This is a genomic window from Roseovarius carneus, assembly GCF_020141465.1.
In the GTDB taxonomy this organism is placed as follows: Bacteria; Pseudomonadota; Alphaproteobacteria; order Rhodobacterales; family Rhodobacteraceae; genus Roseovarius; species Roseovarius carneus.
In genome coordinates this window covers 2,609,661-2,632,554 of the sequence record NZ_JAHSPD010000001.1, presented here as the reverse complement: position 1 = coordinate 2,632,554, position 22,894 = coordinate 2,609,661, and the positions used below count along the sequence as shown (strand labels likewise).

Below are 22,894 nucleotides of genomic sequence, written 5' to 3'. Positions count from 1 at the left end.
GACGTTTATTCCAAAAGGACACCCCTATGCCCATCACATCCCCGGTCACCGCAAATGACCGCACATACCCGGCCCCCAAAACCTGCGCCATCGCGATCTGCCTTGACGGGTGTGAGCCGGAATACCTTGAGGTGGCCATTGCCGAGGGCCTGATGCCCACGTTAAAACGGATGCGGGCGGAGGGTACTGACAGGCTGGCCCATTCGGTGATCCCAAGCTTTACCAACCCCAACAACATGTCGATCGCCACCGGGCGGCCGCCGTCTGTGCATGGCATCTGTGGCAACTTTCTCTACGATCCCGAGACCCAGACCGAGGTGATGATGAACGATGTGCGCTTCCTGCGCGCGCCGACGATCTTCTCCAAATTCTATGAGGCGGGTGCGCGGGTCGCTGTGGTCACCGCAAAGGACAAGCTGCGCGCGCTTCTGGGGGCGGGGCTGCACTTCGACGAGGACCGCGCGATTGCGTTCTCAAGCGAGCGGTCCGCCAACACCACCGTGGCCGAGCACGGCATTGACCGGGCCAGCGAGTGGTTGGGTATGGACGTGCCGGAGGTCTACTCCGCCGAGCTGTCGGAGTTCGTGTTCGCCGCCGGTGTGAAAATCCTCAAGGAGTGGGCACCGGATGTGATGTATCTCTCGACCACCGACTATGTGCAGCACAAATTCGCGCCGCATCAGCAGGGCGCGAAGGATTTCTACGCCATGTTCGACAAATACCTGGCCGAGCTGGACGCGCTGGGTGCGGCCATCGTGGTCACGGCGGATCACGGGATGAAGCCCAAGCATGACGAAGCGGGCGAGCCCAAAGTGATCTACGTGCAAGACCTGATGGATGAATGGCTGGGCAAGGACGCCGCCCGCGTGATCCTGCCCATCACCGATCCTTATGTTGTGCACCACGGCGCGCTGGGCAGCTTTGCCACGGCCTATCTGCCCGAGGGCGCGGATGCGGCAGACATCATCAAGCGGCTGGCTGCGCGCGATGAAATCCTAGACGTTATGAACAAGGCTGACGCGGTGGCGCGGTTTGAGCTTCCGGGCGACCGGATCGGTGATATCGTGATGATCTCGACAGAGAACATGACCCTTGGCACATCCGAGCATCGCCATGACCTTGCAGCCCTCAACGAGCCTCTGCGCAGTCACGGGGGCCTGACCGAGCAGGAAGTGCCCTTCATCGTGAACCGGGTGATCGACCTGCCAAACCAGCCCGAGCTGCGCAACTTTGATGCGTTCTTCTATGCCGCAACGGCGGCGGCGCTATGAGCGGGCAGGAGATCCGCCATGAGGGCATGCGCATTGGAGGCGAGGTTGTCTTTACCGACAAGGTCGTCGAGGTGCGCTATCCCTACACCGATGAGGTGATCGGCACCGTGCCTGCGGGCACAGCGGAGCATGCGGCAAAAGCGTTTGGGATTGCAGCGGCTTATCAAGCAAAGCTCACGCGGTATGAGCGCAGCCAGATCCTGACCCGCGCGGGCGAATTGATTGGCGAGAAGCGGGAGTATCTCGCGAAATGGCTGACGCTGGAGCTCGGGATTTGTCACCAGCACGCGATCTACGAGACCAAGCGCGCGCAGGACGTCTACCAGTTTGCCGCGATGCAATCCATGAACGACGACGGCGAGATTTTCTCCTGTGATCTCACGCATAATGGCAAGGCGCGCAAGATCTACACCAAGCGCGAGCCAGTGCGCGCGATCTCGGCGATCACGCCGTTCAACCACCCGCTCAACATGGTCAGCCACAAGATCGCGCCGTCGATTGCCACCAACAATTGCATGGTGTGCAAGCCCACGGAGCTGACGCCGCTGACTTGTATCGCGCTGGCCGATATCCTCTATGAGGCGGGACTTCCGCCCGAGATGTTTCAGGTCGTGACAGGCCTGCCCGCGGACATTGGTGACGAGATGATCACCAATGACAATATCGACATCATCACCTTCACCGGCGGGGTTCCCGTGGGCAAGATGATCGCGAGCAAGGCCGGCTACAAGCGGCAGGCGCTGGAGCTGGGTGGGAACGATCCGCTGATCATCTGCAATGATTTGTCGGAGACCGATCTGGACCGCGCGGCGACGATTGCGGTGGCGGGGGCTACGGGGAACTCGGGCCAGCGCTGCACCGCGATCAAGCGAATTTTGGTGCAGGAAAGCGTGGCGGATATCTTCGTGTCGCTGGTGCTGGAAAAGGCGCAGCGGATCAAATTCGGCGATCCGCAAGATCCCGAGACCGAGCTTGGCTGCGTGATCCACGCCCAGGCGGCGGAGCTTTTTGAGCGTCGCGTGTTCATGGCCGAGGCGGCGGGGGCACAGATACTTTATCATCCGGGCCGTGAGGGGGCTTTGCTGCCGCCCATCGTGGTGGATCATGTGCCGCACGAGTCGGAGCTGGTGATGGAAGAAACTTTTGGCCCGATCATTCCCATCGTGCGCGTGCCCGATGATGACGCCGAAGTGATGCGGATCTCCAACGGGACGGAATTTGGCTTGAGCTCAGGTGTCTGCACCAACGATCTCAACCGCGCGATTGCCTATATCAATGGGCTGAACGTGGGCACCTGCAACATCTGGGAGCAACCCGGCTACCGCATCGAGATGTCGCCTTTTGGCGGTATCAAGGACAGCGGCAACGGTGTCAAAGAGGGCGTGATCGAGGCGATGAAATTCTTCACCAATGTGAAGACATACTCCCTGCCATGGCCGGAGTGATGTTTGTCGGTCCGGGGCAAGGTGAGTATTTAGGCTAAGAAGAAAGCAGGAGCGCAATGCAGCATACCGAGGGCGAGGCCAATACCAGTGCTGCGCGCGCCGCATGGTCTGCGCGCGAGGGGGACGAGGCTGCGCGCGATTTGTTGGCGCGCGATGCTGGGGCGTTTTTGCACCAATCGCTGTCCTCGCCTTGTGTGGCGACAATTGCGAAGGCCGAAGGCATCTGGATCGAGGATGTGGCCGGGCGGCGCTACATGGATTTCCATGGCAACTCGGTGCATCATATCGGATACGGGCATCCGCGCCTTGTGGCGGCGGTGAAGGATCAGCTGGATCGGCTGCCATTTTCACCGCGCCGGTTTACCAATGATGTGTCTGTGGCGTTGGCTGAGAAGCTGGCAACGATTGCGCCGGGGGAGTTGAGCAAGGTTCTGTTCACGACCGGAGGATCGGATGCGGTTGAGGTGGCGATGCGGCTGGCGCGCGCGGCCACGGGGCGGTTCAAGACGCTGAGCTTTTGGGACGCGTTTCATGGTGCGGGCTTTGGGGCCGCCTCGGTGGGTGGAGAGGCAACGTTTCGTAGCCACATTGCCGGGCCTTTGCTTCCGGGGTCCGAGCATGTCGCGCCGTTTCATTGCTATCATTGTGCGTACGGGCATCCGGGGCCGGAGGCTTGCGGCTTGGCCTGTGCCTCCATGGTTGAGTATGTTCTGGCCCGCGAGGGCGATGTGGCCGCTGTGGTGGCCGAGCCGATGCGGGCGGTGCCTGTGGTGCCTCCGCCGGGATATTGGCAGGCGGTGCGGGAGGCGTGTCATAAGCATGGTGCGCTTTTGATTATGGATGAGATACCTACCGGGCTGGGCAAGACGGGGCGCATGTTTGGGTTTGAGCATGACGGCGTGGTGCCGGATATCGCGGTGTTGGGCAAAGCGCTGGGCGGGGGCATCCTGCCGATTGCGGCGGTTCTGGCGCGGGCTGATCTGGATGTCGCGGGGGATTTTGCGATTGGGCATTACACCCATGAAAAGAACCCGGTGACGGCGCGTGCGGCTCTGACCACGATTGAGATTATCGAAGACGAGGGGCTGGTGGAGCGCGCCGCACGGTTGGGCGAGGTGGCGATGGTGCGGCTGCAACAGAGCCTTGGTGCGCATCCCAATGTGGGCGATATCCGCGGGCGCGGCCTGATGATGGGGGTTGAGATTGTCAGCGACCGGGATGCACGCACGCCAGCCCCTGCATTGGCCGAGGCGATTTATTACACGTGTCTTGCGGAAGGTTTGAGCTTCAAGATATCTGCCGGGAATGTCCTGACGCTGTCACCCCCGTTGGTGATTGCCGAGAGGGATCTGGACGCGGCGCTTGGCATTGTGGAGCGGTCCGTGCGGGCCTGCGCGCCTTGAGTCTTTGGGTCTTTTGCCTGGTTTTGTTCGCCGCGTTCCTGCATGCGCTGTGGAATGCCATCGTCAAAGGGGCGGGCGACAAGGCGGTGATGTTGGGCCTCATTGCGTTTGGCCATGTTATCTTCGGGGTGGTCGTGCTGATTTTCGCAGGTGCGCCGGGGGCGGGGGCGGTGCCTTATCTCATCGCCTCGACGGTGATCCATTGGGCCTATTACGCGCTCTTGAATACGGCCTACAGGGTGGGCGATTTGAGCGTGGTCTATCCGATCGCGCGGGGGCTTTCGCCCATTTTGATCGCAGTCGGTGCGCAGGTCTGGGCGGGCGAAGTGCTGCCACTGGCGGCTTGGATCGGCATCCTGGCCGTCTCGGGCGGAATCATGGCGCTGGCCATGCAGGGGCGGGCTGGGGCCATGCCGCTGGTGGGGTTTGCTGCCGCCGGGGGCGTGGCGCTGTCGATCGCGAGCTATTCGCTGGTTGACGGGATTGGCGTGCGGGGCGCACAGAGCGTTTGGGGCTATATCGGCTGGCTCTTTGTGCTGGAGGGGTTTGTCGTGGCCTATGTGATGGGCACGAAGTGGGCGCGGATGCGGGCGCTGCCGATGCGCAGCGTGGCGCTCGGGATCTTTGGCGGTGTCGTATCCTCGGCGGCCTATGCGCTGGTGCTGGTGGCCAAGACGATGGCCCCGTTGGGGGTCGTGTCGGCGCTGCGCGAGACATCGGTGATCTTTGCGGCCCTGATCGGGGTGTGGTGGTTCACCGAGGGGCCGAAACGGGGGCGCATCGCGGCGTCGGTTTTTGTGGGGGTTGGCATCGCGCTGATCGCCGGATTTGAAGGAAGTTGAGATGATAGCGCGGGCCCGAAATATCATATGCTGATCGTTTCATTTCTGATTCAGCTTGCCGGGGCAACGATGCTCTTACTCTTTGCCGTGCGCATGGTGCGCACGGGGATCGAGCGTGCGTTTGGCGCCTCTTTTCAACGGGTTCTGACGCAGAGCCGCAACCCGGTGCGTGGCGCGAGCGCGGGGCTGGCGATGGCAATTGTCTTGCAAAGTTCCGCGGCTGTGGCGCTTTTGGTGGCGGGGTTCTCGGCAGCGGGTGCGCTCAGCTTTGGGGCGGGGCTGGCGGTGGTGCTGGGGGCAGATCTGGGCTCGGCGCTGCTCATTCAGGTGTTCTCGTTCAAGCTGGACTGGCTCGTGCCGGTGCTTCTGGCTGTGGGGGGTGGGCTGTTTGTTAAGGCCTCCCAACGCCGCCCACGCCAGTTTGGCCGGATCATCCTCGGCATCGCGTTTATCCTTATCTCGCTGCGCTTCCTGCGCGAGACGATGGAGCCTATTCAAGACAGCAGCTTCCTGCCAGCTGTGGCCGGATACCTTGCCGCTGATCCGATCACGGCGTTCATCGTGGGGGCCGCTCTGGCCTTCGTGATGCATTCCAGCGTGGCGGCAATCTTGATGTGTGTGACGCTGGTGCAGGTGGGTGCGATCCCGGTTGGTGCGGGCGTGTCTCTGGTGCTGGGTGCGAACCTCGGGAGCGCGATGATCCCCGTGTGGCTCACCCGCGCGATGGTGCCTGCCGCGCGGCGGGTGCCGTTGGCCAATCTGATGTTGCGCGGGGCAGGGGCGATGCTTGCACTCTACGCGGTGCTGCGTCTTGATCTGGTGCCGATGCTGGGCGCGCCCGGATCGGCGCAAGGGTTGATCAATGCGCATATTCTCTTCAATGCCACGCTCCTAATCCTGCTCGTTGTGGTGCACTGGCTGGAACGGCCCTTCCTGCGGATATTGCCCGATGCGCCCGAGTCTGCCGAGGCGCAATCGCCGCTGCATCGTTCGGTGCTGGATCAGGCGGCGCTGGAGCATCCGCATCTGGCGCTGGCCACGCTGCGCCGCGAGGTCTTGCGCATGGTGCAGATGACCCAAGGGATGATGCAGCCCGTGCTGACGCTTTTTGACACCTATGATCCCGTCCGCGCGCGCGCCGCCATCGCCGAGGATCGCTTCGTCAACATGGCGCTCGATGATATCCGCCGCTATGCCGCCGCGATCCGCACCGAAGACCTGCCGAAGGGCGAGGCCAAACGCCTGCGCGAGCTGACGGAATATGCCATCGCCATTGAGGCGGCGGGCGATATCGTGGCCAAGCGGCTCATCCCGCTGGCGCGCGAAAAGTACGAGAAGGGCATTAAGTTTTCCGCTGGAGGGCAGGCCGAGATTTCGCATATGCACGAGCAGACCGAGGCAAACATGACGCTTGCGTGCAATCTGTTGGTCTCGGACGATCTGGAATCGGCGCGGCTCTTGCTGGAGGAAAAGCAGGAGATGGCGCGGCTTGAACGCAAAAGCCGCAAGCGGCATCTTAAACGGCTGAGCGAAGGCGTCCAGATCAGCTTCGATTCAAGCGATATCCATCTGGAGACCGCGAGCAGCCTGCGTGATTTCAACAGCTACCTCGCCTCTGCGGCCTATCCGATCCTGCACCGCGGCGGGCAGCTTCTGGAGACGCGTCTCATCGATCAGGATATCGACGATATCGAGATCCGGCAGCGCTGATTGCTACCGTTGCCGCCAGGCCTGCGTGCGCCCGAGGATGCCGCGTGAGGCGATGAGGTGAATGATCCGTGCCACTGCGTTTGTGTAGAAGATCATCATGCCCATTGCCGCCGCCGGGGCGATATCGCCCGCATCATCCATGTTCAGCACCGCGATAGAGGCCAGCGCGGTGGCGGGTGCATAGAGAAACACCACCGCCGAAACGGTCGTCATAGCGTTCACGAACATATAGATTGAGATGTCCAGAATGGCGGGCATACAGACCGGCACCGTCACCCGGCCAAAGAGCTTCAGCGTGGGCTGTTTGAGCGAGGAGGAGACAGATTCGAACTCACGGTCCATCTGTTGCAGGGCGGTGGAGGCGGTGAGGTGCGAGACCGTGTAGAAGTGGGTGATCGTGCAGACGACAAGGATGGTCATCGTGCCGTAGATCGCATTGAGCGGGTTCTCGGGGTTGTTGAAGAAGAAGATGTAAGCAAGGCCCAGCACCATGCCCGGAATGGCCATGGGGAGCATCGCGAACATCTGAAAAATCGAACGGCCAGTTTTGAACCCGTTGGATTTTTCCACCAGATAGGCCCCGAAGAAAATCACCGCAGTGCCGATCACGGCGGTCAAAAGCGCCATCTTGATCGAGTTGAAATAAGCCGCCCAACCGCCGCCATCCATGCGGTTGAAGTCATAATTGTTGAGGCTGAAGCTGAGGTCATAGGGCCAGAATTTCACCAGTGCCGCGAATTGGCACACGGCCAGCATGCCGATGATGAAAATACCGATCAGGCAGGAATACCCAAAGAGGACCCAATCGGCCTTTCTGTTAGGTTTGGCCTCGTAAGGCACTGAGCGGGCCGAGAGGAGCGCCACTTGCTTGCTCTGCACGAAACGGTCGATGGCGAAGGCCACGATCGCGGGCAGCACCAGCACGACCGACACAACCGCACCCATCTGGAAGTTTTGCTGTCCGATGACCTGTTTATAGATATCGACGGCCAGCACGTTGTATTGCCCGCCGATCACCTTGGGCAGGCCAAAATCGGTGATCACGAGGTTGAAGACCACGAACGCCGCCGACACAAGACCATAGCGCGCGCCGGGGATGGTCACCGTCCAGAAGGTGCGCCAGGGCGAGGCGCGCAGGGAGGTTGCGGCCTCATAGAGCCGCGCGTCCGAGATCGACAGGGCGGTGGAGATAATCAGGAAGGCATGCGGGAAGGTGAAAAACACCGAGCCGATGATGATCCCGATAGGGCCGTAAATGCTGGCCCCGAAAAGAAGCTCCTTCAGCATCCCCTGATTGCCGAAAAGATAGACCAGCGCGATACCCGGCAAGAGCGACGGCACAAGGATCGGGGCCATCGCAATCAGGCGAAACACCCCCTTGAAGCGCATGCAGGAGCGGTTGAGCGCGAAGGCGAACCAGAAGGCGAGCGTGACGGTGATGATCGTGCTGACCGTGGCGATGAAGACCGAATTCTTGATCGAATTCGATAGCGCCGGCGTGCTGAAATAGGTCTGGAAATTACCAAACCCGAAGGATTGTTCGGGCCGTAACTGCACCCGGCGGAACGTGTTGCTATCCAGCTCAACCCAGTCGAGGGAGCTTTCCAGATCGGAGCCGATGAGGTAGCGCCCCTCGGGCGAGAGGTTGCGGATGCGGTAATTGACGGGGCTTCGGAAGCTGAAATCCGGAAAGAACTGTGCCGCACCAAGGCGCCCGTCTGAGCCTGCGATCAGATCGCCTTCGTCCAGTACGCCGTACAGCGCGTCAAGCTCGGCAAATGTCACCGGATCGGAGAAGTTCACGCCCGCCTCATCGCTCACCTGCACCTCGTAAGCCGAGAGGTTGTAGGTGAAGGTCGAGAAGGATTTCGACAGCATCGCATAGAGTGGAAAGACCAGCGTGGCCACGAGGTAGAGCCCGATAATGATCATCGAGCCGCGCATGATGATATCGTCGCGCGAGAGCTTTGGACGCAGCTTGGGGCCGGGCGGCAGGGTGCTGAGATCGGGCGTGTCGGGAGCGGCGGTCATTCCGGGGCCTCTGCCGTCTCGGGACGCGCAAAGGCCATCAGACGGTTGCGGGGCAACTCAACCGTCAGCTTGCTGCCGGTTTCAAGGCTGAAACGGCGCACGGCGTTGATCGACAAATCCGCGATCAGATCCCCATCGCCGAAGCGGGCATGCCTCAAGCGGCTGCGCCAGAAAGATCCGAGGAACTCCATCTCTGCAATCACCACCTCAAGGCAATTCTCAGGCGTCTCCACCACATCGTCAGAGCCGAGCATATTTGTCTCATCGCCATGCGGAATCACATCCTCCGGACGGATCGCGGCAAGGATTTCCTCGCCTTCGGCAAACTCATGGGGCAGGGATTGCATCGCGCCGCCGCCGATGACGATAGTGTCGCCCGACCCGGCGGTGGCGGGGAACTGGTTCATCTCACCAATGAAATCCGCCACGAAAAGTGTCTGCGGCGCGCGGTAGACTTCCGTGGGCGTGCCGACCTGCTCAATCACGCCGTCCTTCATCACGACGATGCGGTCGGCCATGGCCAGCGCCTCTTCCTGATCATGTGTCACCATCACGGTGGTCACGCCCAACTGGCGCTGAAGCTCTTTGATCTCGTGGCGCAGATGCACGCGCACTTTGGCGTCAAGCGCCGACAAGGGCTCGTCCAGAAGCAAGAGGCCCGGATTGGTCGCAATGGCGCGCGCAAGGGCGATACGCTGCTGTTGGCCGCCCGAAAGCTGTGCGGGGTATTTGCGGCGCTGATCCTCCAGCCCGACAAGGCTCAAAAGCTCGGTCACGCGGGCGATGATCTCGGACCGGGAACGGCCGGTATTCTCCAGGCCGAAGGCCACGTTTTTCTCAATGGTGAGGTTCGGGAACAGCGCGTAGGATTGAAAGACGATGCCGAAATCGCGCTCGGACGGGGGCAGGTTGGACACGTCCTTCCCGCCTTGGCTCACGCCGCCTTTGGTTTGCAGGTCCAGCCCGGCAATGGCGCGCAGCAGCGTGGTCTTGCCACAGCCCGAGGGGCCGAGAAAACAGACCAGCTCGCCCTCAAAAATATCGAGAGATACATCCTTCAGTGCCAGGAATTTGCCAAAGGCTTTCCACAGGTTGGTTACTTTGAGATAGGGCTCGGGTCCTGTGGGCGTCACGGGGGCAATATCCTTTTGAAGCGCGGGTGCCGCGCGGCTGTGAGGGAAGGCAGGGAGAGGGAAAGAGCGCCCCGCTGAGGCGCTCTTTCATAGAGATCAGACGCTTATTGCGCGTCAGATTTCCCGTCATAGCGGCTCTGCCACTCTTTGAGGATATCGGCGCGGTTGTTGGCCGCGAACTCGAAATCATTGTCGATCATCGCATCAAGCAGGCCTTCGGGGAAGAATTCCACAGGCTTTGCCACGCCGGGATAGGCGACGACCGCATAGCCCACGTTATACATCTCGTTGGCTTCCTTGGTGACGGTGAAATCGACCAGCTTTTGTGCCGCTTCCAGATCATCGGTGCCTGCGATGATGGCCGTGGCCTCCATGTCCCAGCCGACGCCCTCAGAGGGCACGATGATGTCGATCGGCGCGCCTGCGGCCTTGGACTTGGCACCGCGGAAGGCGAATGACACGCCCACGACGGTCTCACCTGAGGCGGCAAGTTTGCACGGTGCGGAGCCTGAATGGGTGTAGCGCGCGATATTTTCATGCAGCGCGTCCATATAGGCCCAGCCCTCGTCCTCGCCAAAGATCTGAAGCCAGCTTGAGACGTCCAGGAAGCCCGTGCCAGACGAGGCCGGATTGGGCATGATCACATGGCCTTTGTATTGCGGGTCCGTCAGGTCCTGCCACGATGTCGGTGCGGTGATGCCCAGCTTTTCGGCCTCAACCGTGTTGAAGCAGATCGAGGCGACCCACGCATCCATGCCGACCCATGCGGGCGGGTCGCTTTTGTCGACGAATTTCGGGTCGAGGTTTTCCACACCAACCGGCGCATAGGCCTCAAGCATCCCTTCGGATTTCAGCAGGAGAAGCGATGTGGCGGCAAGGCCCCAGACCACATCGGCCTGCGGATTGTCACGCTCGGCCAGCAGCTTGGCTGTGATGACGCCGGTAGAATCGCGAACCCAGTTCACTTTGATGTCGGGATGGGTGGCGTTGAACGTTTCGGCGTAGCGCGCCAGATCTTCGGCCTCAATCGCGGTGTAGACGGTCAGTTCAGTCTCGGCCAGAGCAGCGGCCGTGCTCAGCGCCAAGGCGGCAACGCTGGTCAGGGCCTTTTTCAGTGTGGTCATGTTAAATCCTCTCCTGGGGAATGTGTAACGGGCTTTTGTTAGCCTCTTTACGTGATAGATTTTTGTATTTTGTCAGATAATGAGCGCAAGCCCAATTGATATTTCTGCTAACCCCATAGGCTATACTTATAGGGGGGGGGTGAGAGAAAAGCACATGGTTTGCGCAGGCGGGGCTGCATGCATTAGGTAGGAGAGCAACAGGAGTGTGTGATGTTGCTTGAGCTTGAATCTGTCGAAAAGTCCTACACTGACAGCGATGGGTGCGTGCCCGTTTTGCAGGGAGTGAGTTTCAGCCTCAAGGCGGGGCAAACCCTTGCATTGACCGGGGAATCGGGCAGTGGCAAGAGCACGGTCCTGCACATCGCGGCGGGGCTTGAGTTTCCGGATGCGGGGGCGGTGCGCGTTCTGGGCCAAGACCTTGCGCAGATGGATGAGGGCGCACGCGCAATGGTGCGCCGGAACGATATTGCGCTGGTGTTTCAGCAGTTCAACCTTATCCCCTCGCTGAGTGTGGCGGGCAATATTTCGTTTCAGGCCGCGCTCTCGGGATCTGCGGACCAATCCTATATAGATGGCCTGACGGACGCGCTTGGCCTGGGCGATCAGATGCATAAATATCCCGAAGCCCTCAGCGGTGGACAGCAGCAGCGCGTGGCCATCGCCCGCGCCCTTGCCGCCAAGCCCAAGCTGATGCTGGCCGATGAGCCGACGGGCAATCTCGATGAAGGCACCGCCGCCCGTGTGCTGGACGAGATGCTCAGGCTTGTTGCGCAAACCGATGCGGCGCTGATGCTGGTCACCCACTCGCCCAGCGTGGCGGCGCGGATGGACCGCGAGTTGCATCTCATTGGCGGGCAATTGACGTGATCCGCGTCTGCCTGCGCGCACTTCTGTCCCATTGGGTGCGCAATCCGGTTCAGCTCTTCGCCTACCTTGCAGGGCTCGCGCTCGCCACGGCGCTTTGGTCGGGGGTGGAGGCGATCAACTCGGAGGCGCGCGCGAGCTATGATGCCGCCGCCACGACCCTTGGGGAGGGGCAGTATGATCAGATCATTCCCCGGCAGGGCGGCAGCATCGGACAGGAGACTTATCTGGCGCTGCGCGGCGCGGGCTGGATTGTCTCGCCCGTCATAGATGTGGAGCGCGGCGATGTGCGGCTGGTGGGGATTGATCCGCTGACCTCGCCCACGGGGCTTGGGGCGGTGGCGGCGCTCGATGAGGCGGTGAGTTTTGGCCAGTCGGGGCGGCTCTTTGCGAATGCCGAGACGGCAGCGCGACTTCGGCAGATGGACGGGATTGGTAATGAGATCACCGTCGATGCAGGTATCGCGCCGGGGGTGGCCATCGGGGATGTCGGTGCGGTGCAGGCGCTTTTGGGGCGCACGGATTTGACCCGGCTCATTGTGTTGCCCGAACAGCCGCTCTTGCAGGTGCCCCTCGCAGAGGTCGCACCAGACCTCATCGTGCAGCCCTCACAACAAGTGGCCGATGTCGCGCAGCTGACCGACAGTTTCCACCTTAACCTGCGCGCCTTTGGCCTGCTGAGCTTTGCCGTGGGCCTTTTCATCGTGCACAGCACCATTGGGCTGGCCTTTGAGCAGCGGCGCGGCATGATCCGCACGCTGCGCTCGCTTGGCGTGCCTTTGCGGACACTCATTGTGCTCATTACCGCCGAGATGCTGGTGCTTGCGGCCTTTGGGGCCGCCCTTGGCATCGTGCTGGGCTATCTGATTGCGGCGCTCTTGATCCCGGATGTGGCCGCCACGCTTGAGGGGCTTTACGGCGCACAGATCTCCGGCACGCTGCAATTGCGGTCCGAATGGTGGCTGTCGGGGTTCTTGCTGGCGATGCTCGGGGCGGCGGTGGCGCTTGCCGGGCGCATCTGGCAGATCGCGCGCATGCCGCTTCTGGCCTCGGTGCGCCCGCGCGCCTGGGTCATGGCCGGGGCCGGGCGGTTTCGCGCGCAAACATGGGTGGCCATCGCGCTCTTGTCAGCGGCGGGAATTTTAGCGCTTCTGGGCGATGGGCTGATCGCGGGGTTTGCCCTTTTGGGGTGTCTGCTCATCGGGGCGGCACTGGTCCTGCCCGCGCTGGCGGCGTGGGCGCTGTCTTGGATGGAGCGGCGCGCGCACGCCCCGGTCGCGGCATGGTTCTGGGCTGATACGCGCCAGCAATTGCCGGGGCTGAGCCTTGCGCTCATGGCACTTCTTCTGGCGGTCTCGGCCAATATCGGCGTCTCCACGATGGTGTCGAGCTTCCGGCTTACCTTTACCGGATTTCTGGATCAACGTCTCGCGCCCGAGCTTTTCATACGGGTCGAGAGCGCAGCGCAAAGCGCGGCGCTCGACAGCTATTTCGCGGCGCAGCGGATCGAGGCCCTGCCGCTTATGTCGCGGCCCGCGCAGATCGAGGGGCAGCCCACGCGCCTTTACGGTGTCCGCGTCGGGCCCACCTATCGCGAGAACTGGGCCTTTCTGGACGAAAGCCCCGACGTGTGGGACCGCGTGGCGGCGGGCGAGGCGGTGGTGGTGAACGAACAGCTTGCCCGGCGCGGCGATCTTTGGGTGGGCGACACGGTGCAGGTCACGCCAGATCTGCGCCTGCCCATCGGCGCTGTGGTGGGTGATTATGGCAACCCGCAAGGGCAGGTGATCGTGTCTGACGCCGTGTTTTCCATGCTCCACCCCAAGGTTTATGCGGCCCAGTTCGGCATCCGCACGCAAGACGCAGACGCACTCCGTCGCGAGATCGAGGAAGAGCTTGGAATCCCCCAAAGTGCGTTCATCAATCAGGCCGCGATCAAAGCGATGTCGCTTGAGGTATTCGAGCGTACATTCACCGTCACAGCCGCGCTCAATGTGCTGACCTTGGGTGTGGCCGGGTTTGCCATCCTCATGAGCCTTCTCACGCTGGCCGATCTGCGCGTGCCACAGCTTGCCCCGGTCTGGGCGATGGGCCTCACGCGGCGAAAGCTGGGGCAGTTGGAACTCGTGCGCGCAATGGCGCTTACCGTGGTGGTTTTTGTTTGCGCGATCCCCGTGGGTCTGGCGCTGGCTTGGGTGCTTCTGAGCATCGTGAATGTGGAGGCGTTTGGCTGGCAATTGCCGATGTTCCTCTTCCCGTTCGATTATCTCTGGCTGGGTCTTTACGCGCTGATCGCTGCCGGGTTGGCCGCCGCGTGGCCCGCCTTGCGGCTCATGTGCACGCCGCCCTCCATGTTGCTGAAGGTGTTTGCAAATGAACGTTAGACTGGCCGCTATCCTTTTGCTTTTGCCCTTTTCGGCGCAGTCCCAAGGATTCTCTGGCCTCGGCACCGAGGCTGGCGCGGATTTTGCCGTGCCCGCGCCGAACCCGTCCTTCAGCTTTCCTGCGGATCACGGACCCCATCCCGATTACCGCATCGAATGGTGGTATCTCACCGCCAATCTCAGCGGCCCGGATGGCACGCCTTACGGGTTGCAATGGACGCTTTTTCGCACCGCGCTCGCACCGGGGGAGGCCGAGGGCTGGGCCTCGCCGCAGATCTGGTTCGCCCATGCCGCCGTCACCACGCCCGAGGCGCATTTTGCGACCGAACGTTTCGCGCGCGGCGGGATTGGGCAGGCGGGGGCCGAGGCCGCGCCGTTTCGCGCATGGATCGACGAGTGGTCGCTGGAGGGCCCGGATTTCGACACGCTCTCGCTGCGTGCGGGCGGTGCGGAGTTTGCCTATGACATGGACTTAACCGCCCAAGGCCCTCTTGTTTTCCATGGCGACAAGGGCTTTTCGGTCAAATCCAGCGAAGGGCAGGCGAGTTATTACTACTCGCAGCCCTTTTATGACATTTCAGGCACGTTGACTTTGCCCTCAGGCGATATTGACGTCACGGGGGCTGGGTGGCTCGACCGTGAATGGTCGTCGCAGCCTTTGTCGGAGCGGCAATCAGGCTGGGACTGGTTCTCGCTGTCTTTTGAGGATGGGGCGAAGATGATGGGCTTTCAACTCAGACAAACAGATGACGCCGATTTCAGCGCCGCCACATGGATCGCACCAGATGGTACGACAACGGCTTTTCCGGACGGGGCCTTCGCTGCGACACCGCTTGAGACAACCCAAGTCGCGGGGCGCGAGGTGCCCACCACATGGCAGGTCCGCCTGCCCGAGCGTGGCGTGGATGTGAGGGTAGAGGCGCTCAACCCCAGCGCCTGGATGGACCTCGCGATCCCCTATTGGGAGGGGCCTGTGGCCATCACGGGCAGCCATACGGGGCGCGGATACCTTGAGATGACCGGGTATGACTAAGCGGGGCGCGGGTCAGGCAAATCAATTCTGCGCGCAGGCGGAATAAACCCGAACCCCCAAACGTCTCTTCCCTAATGAAGGTTTGCGTCAAGCAAGCCGCATTTGCAGCCTAGGGAGGAAACAATGGCGAAAGACGACTTTACAAAGATCGAGGCCGTTTCGGGAGAAAACGGTCAAATCGAGGCTGGCGACAAGGGTGGAGTGTCCCGCCCGGACCGACGCAAATTCCTGCAAAACACTTCTCTGGCGTCTATCGCCGCAATCGTTGGCACGTCCATTCCGTTTGGGGCCAACTTGCCCCACGGCTTTGTGCCCGCAGCCACCGCACAGGACAATCCGCTTGCGGGCAAGGACGGGCTTACGCTGCTCAATGACCGTCCGGTCAATGCCGAAACACCGCCCGAAAATCTGGACGATGCGATTACGCCCACGGAGCGGCACTTCATCCGCAACAACGGCCTTCTGCCCGATGATATGGACGCCTCCACATGGACGCTGACCATCGACGGGTTCACCGACACTCCGATGGAGCTGACCATCGCCGATTTGCGCGAGCAATTCGAAGTGGTCACCCGTGCGCTGGCGCTGGAATGTGGTGGCAACGGGCGTGCGTTCTTCGATCCGCCCGCCAAGGGCAATCAATGGACCTATGGCGCGATTGCCTGCTCGGAATGGACGGGTGTGCGCCTCAAGGACGTGCTGGAGAAGGCGGGCGTGCAATCGAACGTGGTCTACACGGCGCATTATGGCGCGGATATCCACCTGTCTGGCGATCCGGAGAAAAGCCCGCTGTCGCGCGGCCTGCCCATCGACAAGGCGCTGACCGATAACATCCTCATCGCATTCGAGATGAACGGCGAGGCGCTTCACCCGATGAACGGCGCCCCCTTGCGTTTGGTGGTGCCGGGATGGCCGGGCTCATGCTCGCAAAAATGGCTGACCCGGATCGAGCTGCGCGATGTGGTGCATGATGGGGCCAAGATGACCGGCACATCCTACAAGGTGCCTGCCTATCCGGTGGAGCCGGGGCAGGATATCCCGGAAGAGGATTGGGTGATCATGGAGCGGATGCCCGTGAAATCGCTTGTGACCTTCCCGGCCAATGGCACCGACCTTGCGGAAATGGGCACGGAAGTGCGCGGCCATGCGTGGGCCGGGGACCGCTCTATTACCAAGGTCGAGCTGTCGAAGGATTTCGGCAAGACATGGATGGATGCGGAGCTTGATGCGCCCGTCAATGACGGTGCCTGGCAGAATTGGCGTGCGAACGTGACCTTCCCGCAAGCGGGGTATTACGAGGTCTGGGCGCGCGCAATCGACAGCGAGGGCGAGATGCAGCCCTTCGCGATTGATTGGAACGCCAAGGGTTATCTCAACAATACCATGCACCGGGTTGGTCTGCGCGTCGGGTAAGCCCTGCGCAAAAGCCAATGAAAGGGCGGTCTATGCGGGACCGCCCTGACCATCCAATCTCAAGGAACACACTATGACATTTGCACCATTGCGAGCGCTTTGCCTCGTGACCACAGGCGCGCTTTTCGCCCTTGGCGCTGTCCCCGCCACCGCGCAATCCAGCACTGAAGAAGAGGCCGAGTTCGGCCTGCTTTTGGACGCGCCGGGGGTGGAGTCCACCTACTATAACTGCATCGCCTGCCATTCGGAAATGATCATCGCGCAGCAGGGCCTGTCGCGCGATCATTGGGACGAGCTTCTGGTCTGGATGGTTGACGAGCAGGGGATGATGGAGATCGACGAGCCCGAGCGCACGGAGATCCTCGATTATCTCGCGGCGCATTATAACGAGGATCGCCCGAATTTCCCGACGCCCGTGAGCAACTAAGCCGGCCTCAAACCACGCTCCCGACCTGTAGCCACGCGAGTGTCAGCCCACACAAGGGCTGGCATTTCGCGTGGCGTCTGTCATGGCGGCATAGAGGTGATCAATTGCCCTTTGTCGTGTGACCTGATGTAGATAGCTGGCAATTGCGTCAAACTTGGGCACATCCATGCCTGACGCCACCAGCGCATGTTGCACCCCGTCGCGTGTGGTCCAAACCGATGCCTGAACCGCCGCCTGCGCGGGCAGGCCGAGCGTGCCCTTACCCCGAAAATACGACAGCCGACAACCGTTGCGCCCGGCATAGTGGGCCACTGTCCCGTCCGGTATGGTGCGCAGCGCCACAGGGGTGAGGTTACCGCCCGTAAGGTCCGGCTGCACTGCGCTGGGCGTGGTGCCCACATAGAACGCCGCGCTGCGGGTCACGTCAAACTCCTGCGCGAGATAGGCGTGGTGGATATCCAGAAGGCTCGCAGGGCCACGCTGGGGCAGCGCCAGACCCACGGCAAGCGCAAGACACGCCGCCAGCGCCCCACCAATCCACCAGCGGCGGGTGGGCAGGGCCGTGGGGGGCGGCGGGCTGACAGGCTCGGCCACAATCGCGGGGCGCAAGACGGCGAGGCTCCGCGACAGCCCGGCCACCTCGGCAAGTGCTGCGGCCAATGCAGGCTCCGCCGCAAGGCGCTGATCAAAGGCCTGCGCCTCGGGCGGCGTAAGCGCGCCATCGTGGAACGCGTTGACGCGCTCCCAATCCTCATCGCTCAGAGTGGTCATGGCTTGCGCGCACCCGTCGCCGCAGGGTTGAGCGGAACCTCTGGCCGGTTCACCAAATCGAGAAGCGCGGCTCGCGCGCGGCTGACCCGGCTCATCACCGTGCCGACAGGAACATCCATAACCATTGCCGCTTCCACGTATTTCAAACCCATTATATCGACGAGGCACAAAACCTCGCGCTTGTCCTCGGGCAACCGCTCAAAGAGCAGGCGCACCATTACGTCACGCGCGGTATCCGCGCCAGTGTCCAATTCATCCAAAAGACGTTTCTGGGAGGTGAAATATTCCCGCCGCACCCGCCTTTTTCGCAACTCGTCATAATGCAGGTTGCGAATGACGCGAAACATCCACGGGCGCAGCTCATCCACAAGCGTAGGGCGGTTTGCAGCCCGGAGCGCGCGTTCTACCGCATCCTGCACAAGGTCCTCGGCGTTGCTCTGCTGCGTGCAGATGGCGCGCGCATACGCGCGCAGCTCGGGCAGGAGATGTTCGAGGTGTGACAAACTGTCCATAGCTCTGCTTAACGCAAACATCTCGCACCGCAAAGGTTTCCTGCACCCAAGCGCTCGCGCGGCCTTTTCGATTTCCGGCTGGCTCTTCGGGCCGGATCATTGCAGTGTCAAACCCTTACAGGCGCAAGCGGGGGATGGGATATGCAATCAGGTGTGGTGAAAGCAGAGGCAGGTCTGAACGGCCAAAGCTGGAGCGTGGTGGGGCAGACCTATGTGCCCAAGCTGCTCAGCGAGGAGGCGTTCGTCTGGCACGCGACCTTGCCCGCAGAGAGCTTCGTGCCGCCGCATATCCATCCGCATCAGGATGAGTGGATCTATGTCCTGCACGGCACGCTTGAGGTGGAGTTTGGCCCCGTGCTTTGTGTCGCCGCAGCAGGGGACACGGTGCAGATGCCGCGCGGCAAGGCGCATGGGATTTTCAACCGCTCCGGCGCGGAGGCGCGGTGCATTTTTGGCGTGGCGCCCGCGCGCAAGCTCTATGATCTCTTTGTGCAGCTTGATGGCGTGACGGACCCCGCCGAGCTTGTGCGTATTTCGGCGCTTCATGAGGTGGATTTCCTGCCACCGCCCGAGGCCTCAAGGTGACCGGGGCGTGAGCGAAGATATGGCGGCCAAAATAGATTGGGACGATGCCTTCGCCAATATGGCGCATGTGGAAAATTCCCACGCGTTGCCTGCCTTCTGGGCTGGGCGCGCTGCCACATATCGCGCGGGCTTGCCGCCTGAGCGTTTGGAGGAAGGTGTGCCTTACGGGCAAGCACCCCGGCACGTCCTCGATATTTTGCGCCCTGAGGGCACGCCCAAGGGCCTCGCCGTGTTCGTGCATGGCGGCTATTGGATGCGGCTCGACAAATCTTATTGGAGCGATCTGGCGGAAGGAGCGCTCGCCAATGGCTGGGCCGTCTGCATCCCGAGCTATACGCTCACGCCCGATGCGCGGGTGCGCGAGATCACCGCCGAGATCGGGCAGGCGATCAGCCACGCGGCAGCCCATGTGCCCGGTCCGATCTGTTTGGCGGGCCATTCCGCGGGGGGGCATCTGGTGACGCGGATGCTGTGCGAGGATACGCCGCTCGGAGCGGACGTGCAGGCCCGTATCCAGAGTACCTTGTCGATCAGCGGGCTGCATGATCTGCGGCCCTTGCTGCACACCACGATGAATGAGACCCTACGGATGGACGTGGAGGAGGCGCGGTTGGAAAGCGCGGTGCTGCATATGCCTGGCCAGACCAGCCCCCTGACCGTGTGGGTCGGCGGCGGTGAGCGGCCTGAGTTTATCCGCCAAGCACGGCTTATGGCGATGATGTGGTCGGGGCTGGACGTGCCTGTGCACCTCCATATCGACCGCACGCATAACCACTTTACCGTGCTGGAGGGGTTGAAAGATGCCCACGCGCCGATCACCAAGGCATGGCTGGGCGATGCGCCAGAAGGAGAGGATAGGACATGACCAAAATGCAGCCGGGGATCGTGAAATCTCAAGACAGCCTTGAGGGCATCCGATGGAACATCCTCGGGCAGACCTATGTGCCCAAGCAGCTGACCGACGATTGCTTCACATGGCACGCGACCCTGCCGCCCGGCACCTTCGTGCCGCCCCATATCCACCCCGAGCAGGACGAGTTTCTCTATATCCTCGAAGGGCGGTTTGATTTCCTGCTGGACGGGCAGGAAATGATTGGCGAGCCGGGCGATCTGGTGAAGCTGCCGCGCGGCATCCCGCACGGGATTTTCAACCACTCCGACCGGACGATCAAGACGCTTTTCTGGGTGACGCCCGCCCTCAGGCTTTACGACTTGTTCTGGGAGATCAATAATATGGGGCCTGAACCGAATGTGGCCGAGGTGGTGGCGGTCTCTGCGGCCCATGCGATTGATTTCCTGCCGCCGCCCGATGCGGATGGGGCGGCGGATGGACCTGCGGACGCACCACAGGATACAGCCGAGGGCGCCACATGACCATCCTGATCGCGGGCGCAGGGATTGGCGGGCTGACCACCGCGCTGATGCTGCACCAGCGCGGGATCAAGGCGCAGGTGATCGAGCAGGCCGCGACCGTGCGCGAGGTGGGTGTGGGCATCAACACATTGCCCCATTCCATTGCCGAGCTGGAGGCGCTGGGCCTTTTGCCTGAGCTCGACAGGATCGGGCTCAGGACGCGCGAGCTGCGCTACCTCAATCGCTTGGGCCAAGAGGTCTGGCGCGAGCTGCGCGGAACCCATGCAGGCCACGCGCATCCGCAATTCTCAATCCACCGGGGGCGGCTGCAAAAGATGCTCTACGAGGCCGTGATCGACCGGATGGGCGCGGACGCCGTGCTGACGGGACTGCGCCTGTCGGGGTTTGTGCAGGATGAGGGTGGTGTGACGGCCTATTTCAAGGACACGCGCGATGGCCTTGCCTCGCGCACGATCCGGGGTGAGGTTCTGATCTGCGCCGACGGGATTCATAGCGCCGGGCGGAGGCAGTTCTATCCGCGTGAGGGGCGGCCCAGCTGGGAAGGCGTGGTGATGTGGCGCGGGGCCGTGGACTGGCCCGTCTGGGAGGATGGCGAGACAATGGCCATCGCCGGGGGCTTGGGCGGCAAGCTTGTGCTCTATCCGATTACGCGGGCTGAGAATGGCAAGCAGCTTATGAACTGGGTCGTGAATATCCGCATGGCCGACGCCAGCGTCTCGCCCCCGCCGCCCGAAAGCTGGTCAAAGACTGCGCCCTTGTCCAAGGTGTTGCCCTTTGCCAAGCGGTTTCACGTGCCGGGCATGGATATCGAGGCGCTGGTCCGCGCGAGTGATGCGATTTTCGAGTATCCCATGGCGGACCGCGATGCGCTGCCGCGCTGGACCCATGGGCGCGTCACGCTTTTGGGCGATGCGGCGCATCCGATGTATCCCGTGGGCTCCAACGGCTCGGCGCAGGCCATTCTTGACGCGCGCTGCCTTGCCGATCTTCTGGCGCGGTCCGAGCATCCGCGCGAGGCCCTTTACCGATACGAGCTTGAGCGGCTGCCCAAAACCGCCGAGGTCGTCCGCATGAACCGCGCAGGCGGGCCGGAGCGTGTGATCGACGAGGTGGAAAAGCGCAGCCCCGCCGGGTTTGACGATGTGGAGGACGTGCTCAGCCATGCCGAGCGCGAGGCGATCGTGAAGGGCTATGCGAAAACCGCAGGGTTTGCGGCGAAGACACCGCAAAAGCCACGTTAACGGTTGAACCCGCGCGCCAATTCACCAAAGAATGGACCGGACGCGGCCAAAGTGCTGCTCGCAACATCACCCCCGGCCAAAACGGGGGGAGACAATAGGGAGAGACGGAAATGAAAAAGACCCTGACACGCACCACGGCGGGGCTGATGCTCAGCGCGGCGATGGGCGCAGGTATGAGCACGGCGGCTTTGGCCGAAGACCTGAAAATCGGCATGATCGTGACACTCTCCGGCCCGCCCGCCGCATTGGGTCAGCAGATCGTGGATGGCTTCCAACTGGCGCTGGATCAAAAAGACGGGATGCTGGGCGGGCAATCGGTCGAGCTGATCGTCGAGGATGATGAGCTGAAACCTGATGTGGCACTCCTGAAGGCCACCTCATTGGTGGAGCGCGACGAGGTTGATTTCGTTGTTGGCACTGTTTTCTCCAATATGCTCGCGGCGGTGTTCAAACCGATCGTGCAGTCCGAGACATTCCTGATCAGCCCCAATGCTGGCCCCTCAACCTTCGCGGGGCAAAATTGCAGCCCATATTTCTTCGTCACATCTTATCAGAACAACCAAAACGCCGAAGTCAGCGGCATGATCGCCAATGCCGAAGGGTTCGAGAACGTCTTTACCATGGTGCCCAACTACCAAGCGGGGCGCGACAACATGGAAGGCTTCAAGCAAACCTTTGAAGGCAGCGTGACCGATGAGGTCTTCACCCCTCTGGGCCATCAGGATTTCTCGGCTGAGCTTGCGCGCATCTCCACCTCGGGTGCAGATGCGATCTTCACCTTCATGCCCGGTGGCATGGGTGTGCGGTTGGTCAATCAGTTCTCCAATGCGGGCCTGTCGGATAGCATGAAGTTCATGTCCGTCTTCACCACGGATGAGACAACGCTGCCGGGCCAAAAAGACGCCGCAGTCGGCTTTCTCGCCGCAGGCACATGGGCGCCTGATGTGGCCAATGATGCCAACACAGCGTTTGTGACGGCGTTTGAGGCGAAATACGGCTACGTCCCCGGCTCCTACGCGATGCAGGCCTATGACACGGCCAACCTGATCGACAGCGCGGTTGCGGCCAATGGCGGCGATCTGAGCGATAAGGACGCAGTGCGCGCGGCGATCAAGGCGGCGGATTTTACGTCCGTGCGTGGTGATTTTGCGTTCAACAACAACCACTACCCGGTGCAGGATTTCCATATGCTCCAAGTGGTCAAGCGCGATGACGGGCAGTTCCACACCTCCTTCGTGCGCACCATTGCCGAGGATTACGCGGACAGCTTCCACCAAGATTGCGAGATGTAAGCACAGACCCTTTTGAAAGGCCCGCGCCCAAGTTGGTGC

At 61.8% G+C, this 22,894-nt stretch carries 20 protein-coding genes; 15 read left to right on the top strand and 5 right to left on the bottom strand.

Annotated features, from left to right (window positions below; genetic code table 11):
- The first annotated feature begins 26 nt into the window (after positions 1 to 26).
- Genes phnA through KUD11_RS13025 form a run of 5 tightly spaced genes read left to right on the top strand, consistent with a single transcriptional unit; the run spans position 27 to position 6,671 of the window.
- Complete coding sequence (gene phnA / locus KUD11_RS13045) at positions 27 to 1,271, top strand: phosphonoacetate hydrolase (RefSeq protein WP_109384282.1); 1,245 nt, start codon at positions 27 to 29, stop codon at positions 1,269 to 1,271.
- Positions 1,268 to 2,716, top strand: coding sequence for a phosphonoacetaldehyde dehydrogenase (gene phnY / locus KUD11_RS13040; protein WP_109384283.1), 1,449 nt, complete (start codon positions 1,268 to 1,270; stop codon positions 2,714 to 2,716). The genes phnA and phnY overlap by 4 nt, the downstream gene beginning before the upstream one ends.
- A 56-nt stretch (positions 2,717 to 2,772) precedes the next feature.
- On the top strand, positions 2,773 to 4,119 hold the full coding sequence (gene pbfA, locus KUD11_RS13035) for a (R)-1-hydroxy-2-aminoethylphosphonate ammonia-lyase (protein ID WP_109384284.1): 1,347 nt from the start codon (positions 2,773 to 2,775) through the stop codon (positions 4,117 to 4,119).
- Positions 4,116 to 4,961: a DMT family transporter gene (locus KUD11_RS13030; RefSeq protein ID WP_181375242.1), complete on the top strand. Its 846-nt coding sequence runs from the start codon at positions 4,116 to 4,118 to the stop codon at positions 4,959 to 4,961. The genes pbfA and KUD11_RS13030 overlap by 4 nt, the downstream gene beginning before the upstream one ends.
- A 27-nt stretch (positions 4,962 to 4,988) precedes the next feature.
- Entirely contained in the window at positions 4,989 to 6,671 is a 1,683-nt protein-coding gene (locus KUD11_RS13025) for a Na/Pi cotransporter family protein (RefSeq protein ID WP_109384285.1), read from the top strand.
- 3 nt (positions 6,672 to 6,674) lie between these two features.
- On the opposite strand, the gene KUD11_RS13020 is transcribed toward KUD11_RS13025, so the two are convergent.
- The 3 genes from KUD11_RS13020 to KUD11_RS13010 all read right to left on the bottom strand — a co-directional run bounded on the left by KUD11_RS13020 (position 6,675) and on the right by KUD11_RS13010 (position 10,959).
- A complete protein-coding gene (locus KUD11_RS13020) occupies positions 6,675 to 8,702 on the bottom strand; it encodes a putative 2-aminoethylphosphonate ABC transporter permease subunit (protein ID WP_109384286.1) in 2,028 nt (675 codons plus the stop codon).
- Positions 8,699 to 9,835: a putative 2-aminoethylphosphonate ABC transporter ATP-binding protein gene (locus KUD11_RS13015; RefSeq protein ID WP_109384287.1), complete on the bottom strand. Its 1,137-nt coding sequence runs from the start codon at positions 9,833 to 9,835 to the stop codon at positions 8,699 to 8,701. The genes KUD11_RS13020 and KUD11_RS13015 overlap by 4 nt, the downstream gene beginning before the upstream one ends.
- A 104-nt stretch (positions 9,836 to 9,939) precedes the next feature.
- Positions 9,940 to 10,959 carry a putative 2-aminoethylphosphonate ABC transporter substrate-binding protein gene (locus tag KUD11_RS13010; RefSeq protein ID WP_109384288.1) on the bottom strand — a complete coding sequence of 340 codons (1,020 nt, stop codon included), beginning with the start codon at positions 10,957 to 10,959 and terminating at the stop codon, positions 9,940 to 9,942.
- 210 nt (positions 10,960 to 11,169) lie between these two features.
- Between KUD11_RS13010 and KUD11_RS13005 the strand changes: the two genes are divergently transcribed.
- The 5 genes from KUD11_RS13005 to KUD11_RS12985 all read left to right on the top strand — a co-directional run bounded on the left by KUD11_RS13005 (position 11,170) and on the right by KUD11_RS12985 (position 17,080).
- On the top strand, positions 11,170 to 11,826 hold the full coding sequence (locus tag KUD11_RS13005) for an ABC transporter ATP-binding protein (protein WP_181375243.1): 657 nt from the start codon (positions 11,170 to 11,172) through the stop codon (positions 11,824 to 11,826).
- Complete coding sequence (locus tag KUD11_RS13000) at positions 11,823 to 14,207, top strand: ABC transporter permease (RefSeq protein WP_109384290.1); 2,385 nt, start codon at positions 11,823 to 11,825, stop codon at positions 14,205 to 14,207. Before KUD11_RS13005 ends, KUD11_RS13000 begins: the two co-directional genes overlap by 4 nt.
- On the top strand, positions 14,197 to 15,240 hold the full coding sequence (locus tag KUD11_RS12995; RefSeq protein WP_109384291.1) for a lipocalin-like domain-containing protein: 1,044 nt from the start codon (positions 14,197 to 14,199) through the stop codon (positions 15,238 to 15,240). The genes KUD11_RS13000 and KUD11_RS12995 overlap by 11 nt, the downstream gene beginning before the upstream one ends.
- A 123-nt stretch (positions 15,241 to 15,363) precedes the next feature.
- Positions 15,364 to 16,653 (top strand): sulfite oxidase, encoded by a 1,290-nt coding sequence (locus KUD11_RS12990; protein ID WP_109384292.1) that lies wholly within the window; start codon positions 15,364 to 15,366, stop codon positions 16,651 to 16,653.
- Positions 16,654 to 16,726: 73 nt separating this feature from the next.
- Positions 16,727 to 17,080: an aldehyde dehydrogenase gene (locus KUD11_RS12985; RefSeq protein WP_219930169.1), complete on the top strand. Its 354-nt coding sequence runs from the start codon at positions 16,727 to 16,729 to the stop codon at positions 17,078 to 17,080.
- A gap of 42 nt (positions 17,081 to 17,122) precedes the next feature.
- Here KUD11_RS12985 and KUD11_RS12980 read toward each other — a convergent pair whose 3' ends face one another.
- Together KUD11_RS12980 and KUD11_RS12975 are read right to left on the bottom strand one after the other, a co-directional pair.
- The gene (locus tag KUD11_RS12980) at positions 17,123 to 17,851 is read right to left on the bottom strand and encodes a hypothetical protein (RefSeq protein ID WP_109384293.1); all 729 of its coding nucleotides are present in this window, start codon (positions 17,849 to 17,851) and stop codon (positions 17,123 to 17,125) included.
- Positions 17,848 to 18,363 (bottom strand): RNA polymerase sigma factor, encoded by a 516-nt coding sequence (locus tag KUD11_RS12975; protein ID WP_109384294.1) that lies wholly within the window; start codon positions 18,361 to 18,363, stop codon positions 17,848 to 17,850. The genes KUD11_RS12980 and KUD11_RS12975 overlap by 4 nt, the downstream gene beginning before the upstream one ends.
- Before the next feature lie 141 nt (positions 18,364 to 18,504).
- Between KUD11_RS12975 and KUD11_RS12970 the strand changes: the two genes are divergently transcribed.
- The 5 genes from KUD11_RS12970 to KUD11_RS12950 all read left to right on the top strand — a co-directional run bounded on the left by KUD11_RS12970 (position 18,505) and on the right by KUD11_RS12950 (position 22,855).
- The gene (locus tag KUD11_RS12970) at positions 18,505 to 18,948 is read left to right on the top strand and encodes a cupin domain-containing protein (RefSeq protein ID WP_109384295.1); all 444 of its coding nucleotides are present in this window, start codon (positions 18,505 to 18,507) and stop codon (positions 18,946 to 18,948) included.
- Between the two features lie 7 nt (positions 18,949 to 18,955).
- Positions 18,956 to 19,813, top strand: a complete 858-nt coding sequence (locus tag KUD11_RS12965; RefSeq protein WP_224380236.1) for an alpha/beta hydrolase — start codon at positions 18,956 to 18,958, stop codon at positions 19,811 to 19,813.
- Complete coding sequence (locus tag KUD11_RS12960) at positions 19,810 to 20,322, top strand: cupin domain-containing protein (RefSeq protein WP_109384296.1); 513 nt, start codon at positions 19,810 to 19,812, stop codon at positions 20,320 to 20,322. Before KUD11_RS12965 ends, KUD11_RS12960 begins: the two co-directional genes overlap by 4 nt.
- Positions 20,319 to 21,563 carry a flavin-dependent oxidoreductase gene (locus KUD11_RS12955; protein WP_109384297.1) on the top strand — a complete coding sequence of 415 codons (1,245 nt, stop codon included), beginning with the start codon at positions 20,319 to 20,321 and terminating at the stop codon, positions 21,561 to 21,563. Before KUD11_RS12960 ends, KUD11_RS12955 begins: the two co-directional genes overlap by 4 nt.
- 110 nt (positions 21,564 to 21,673) lie before the next feature.
- Positions 21,674 to 22,855 (top strand): ABC transporter substrate-binding protein, encoded by a 1,182-nt coding sequence (locus tag KUD11_RS12950; protein WP_109384298.1) that lies wholly within the window; start codon positions 21,674 to 21,676, stop codon positions 22,853 to 22,855.
- The last annotated feature ends 39 nt before the right edge of the window (positions 22,856 to 22,894 follow it).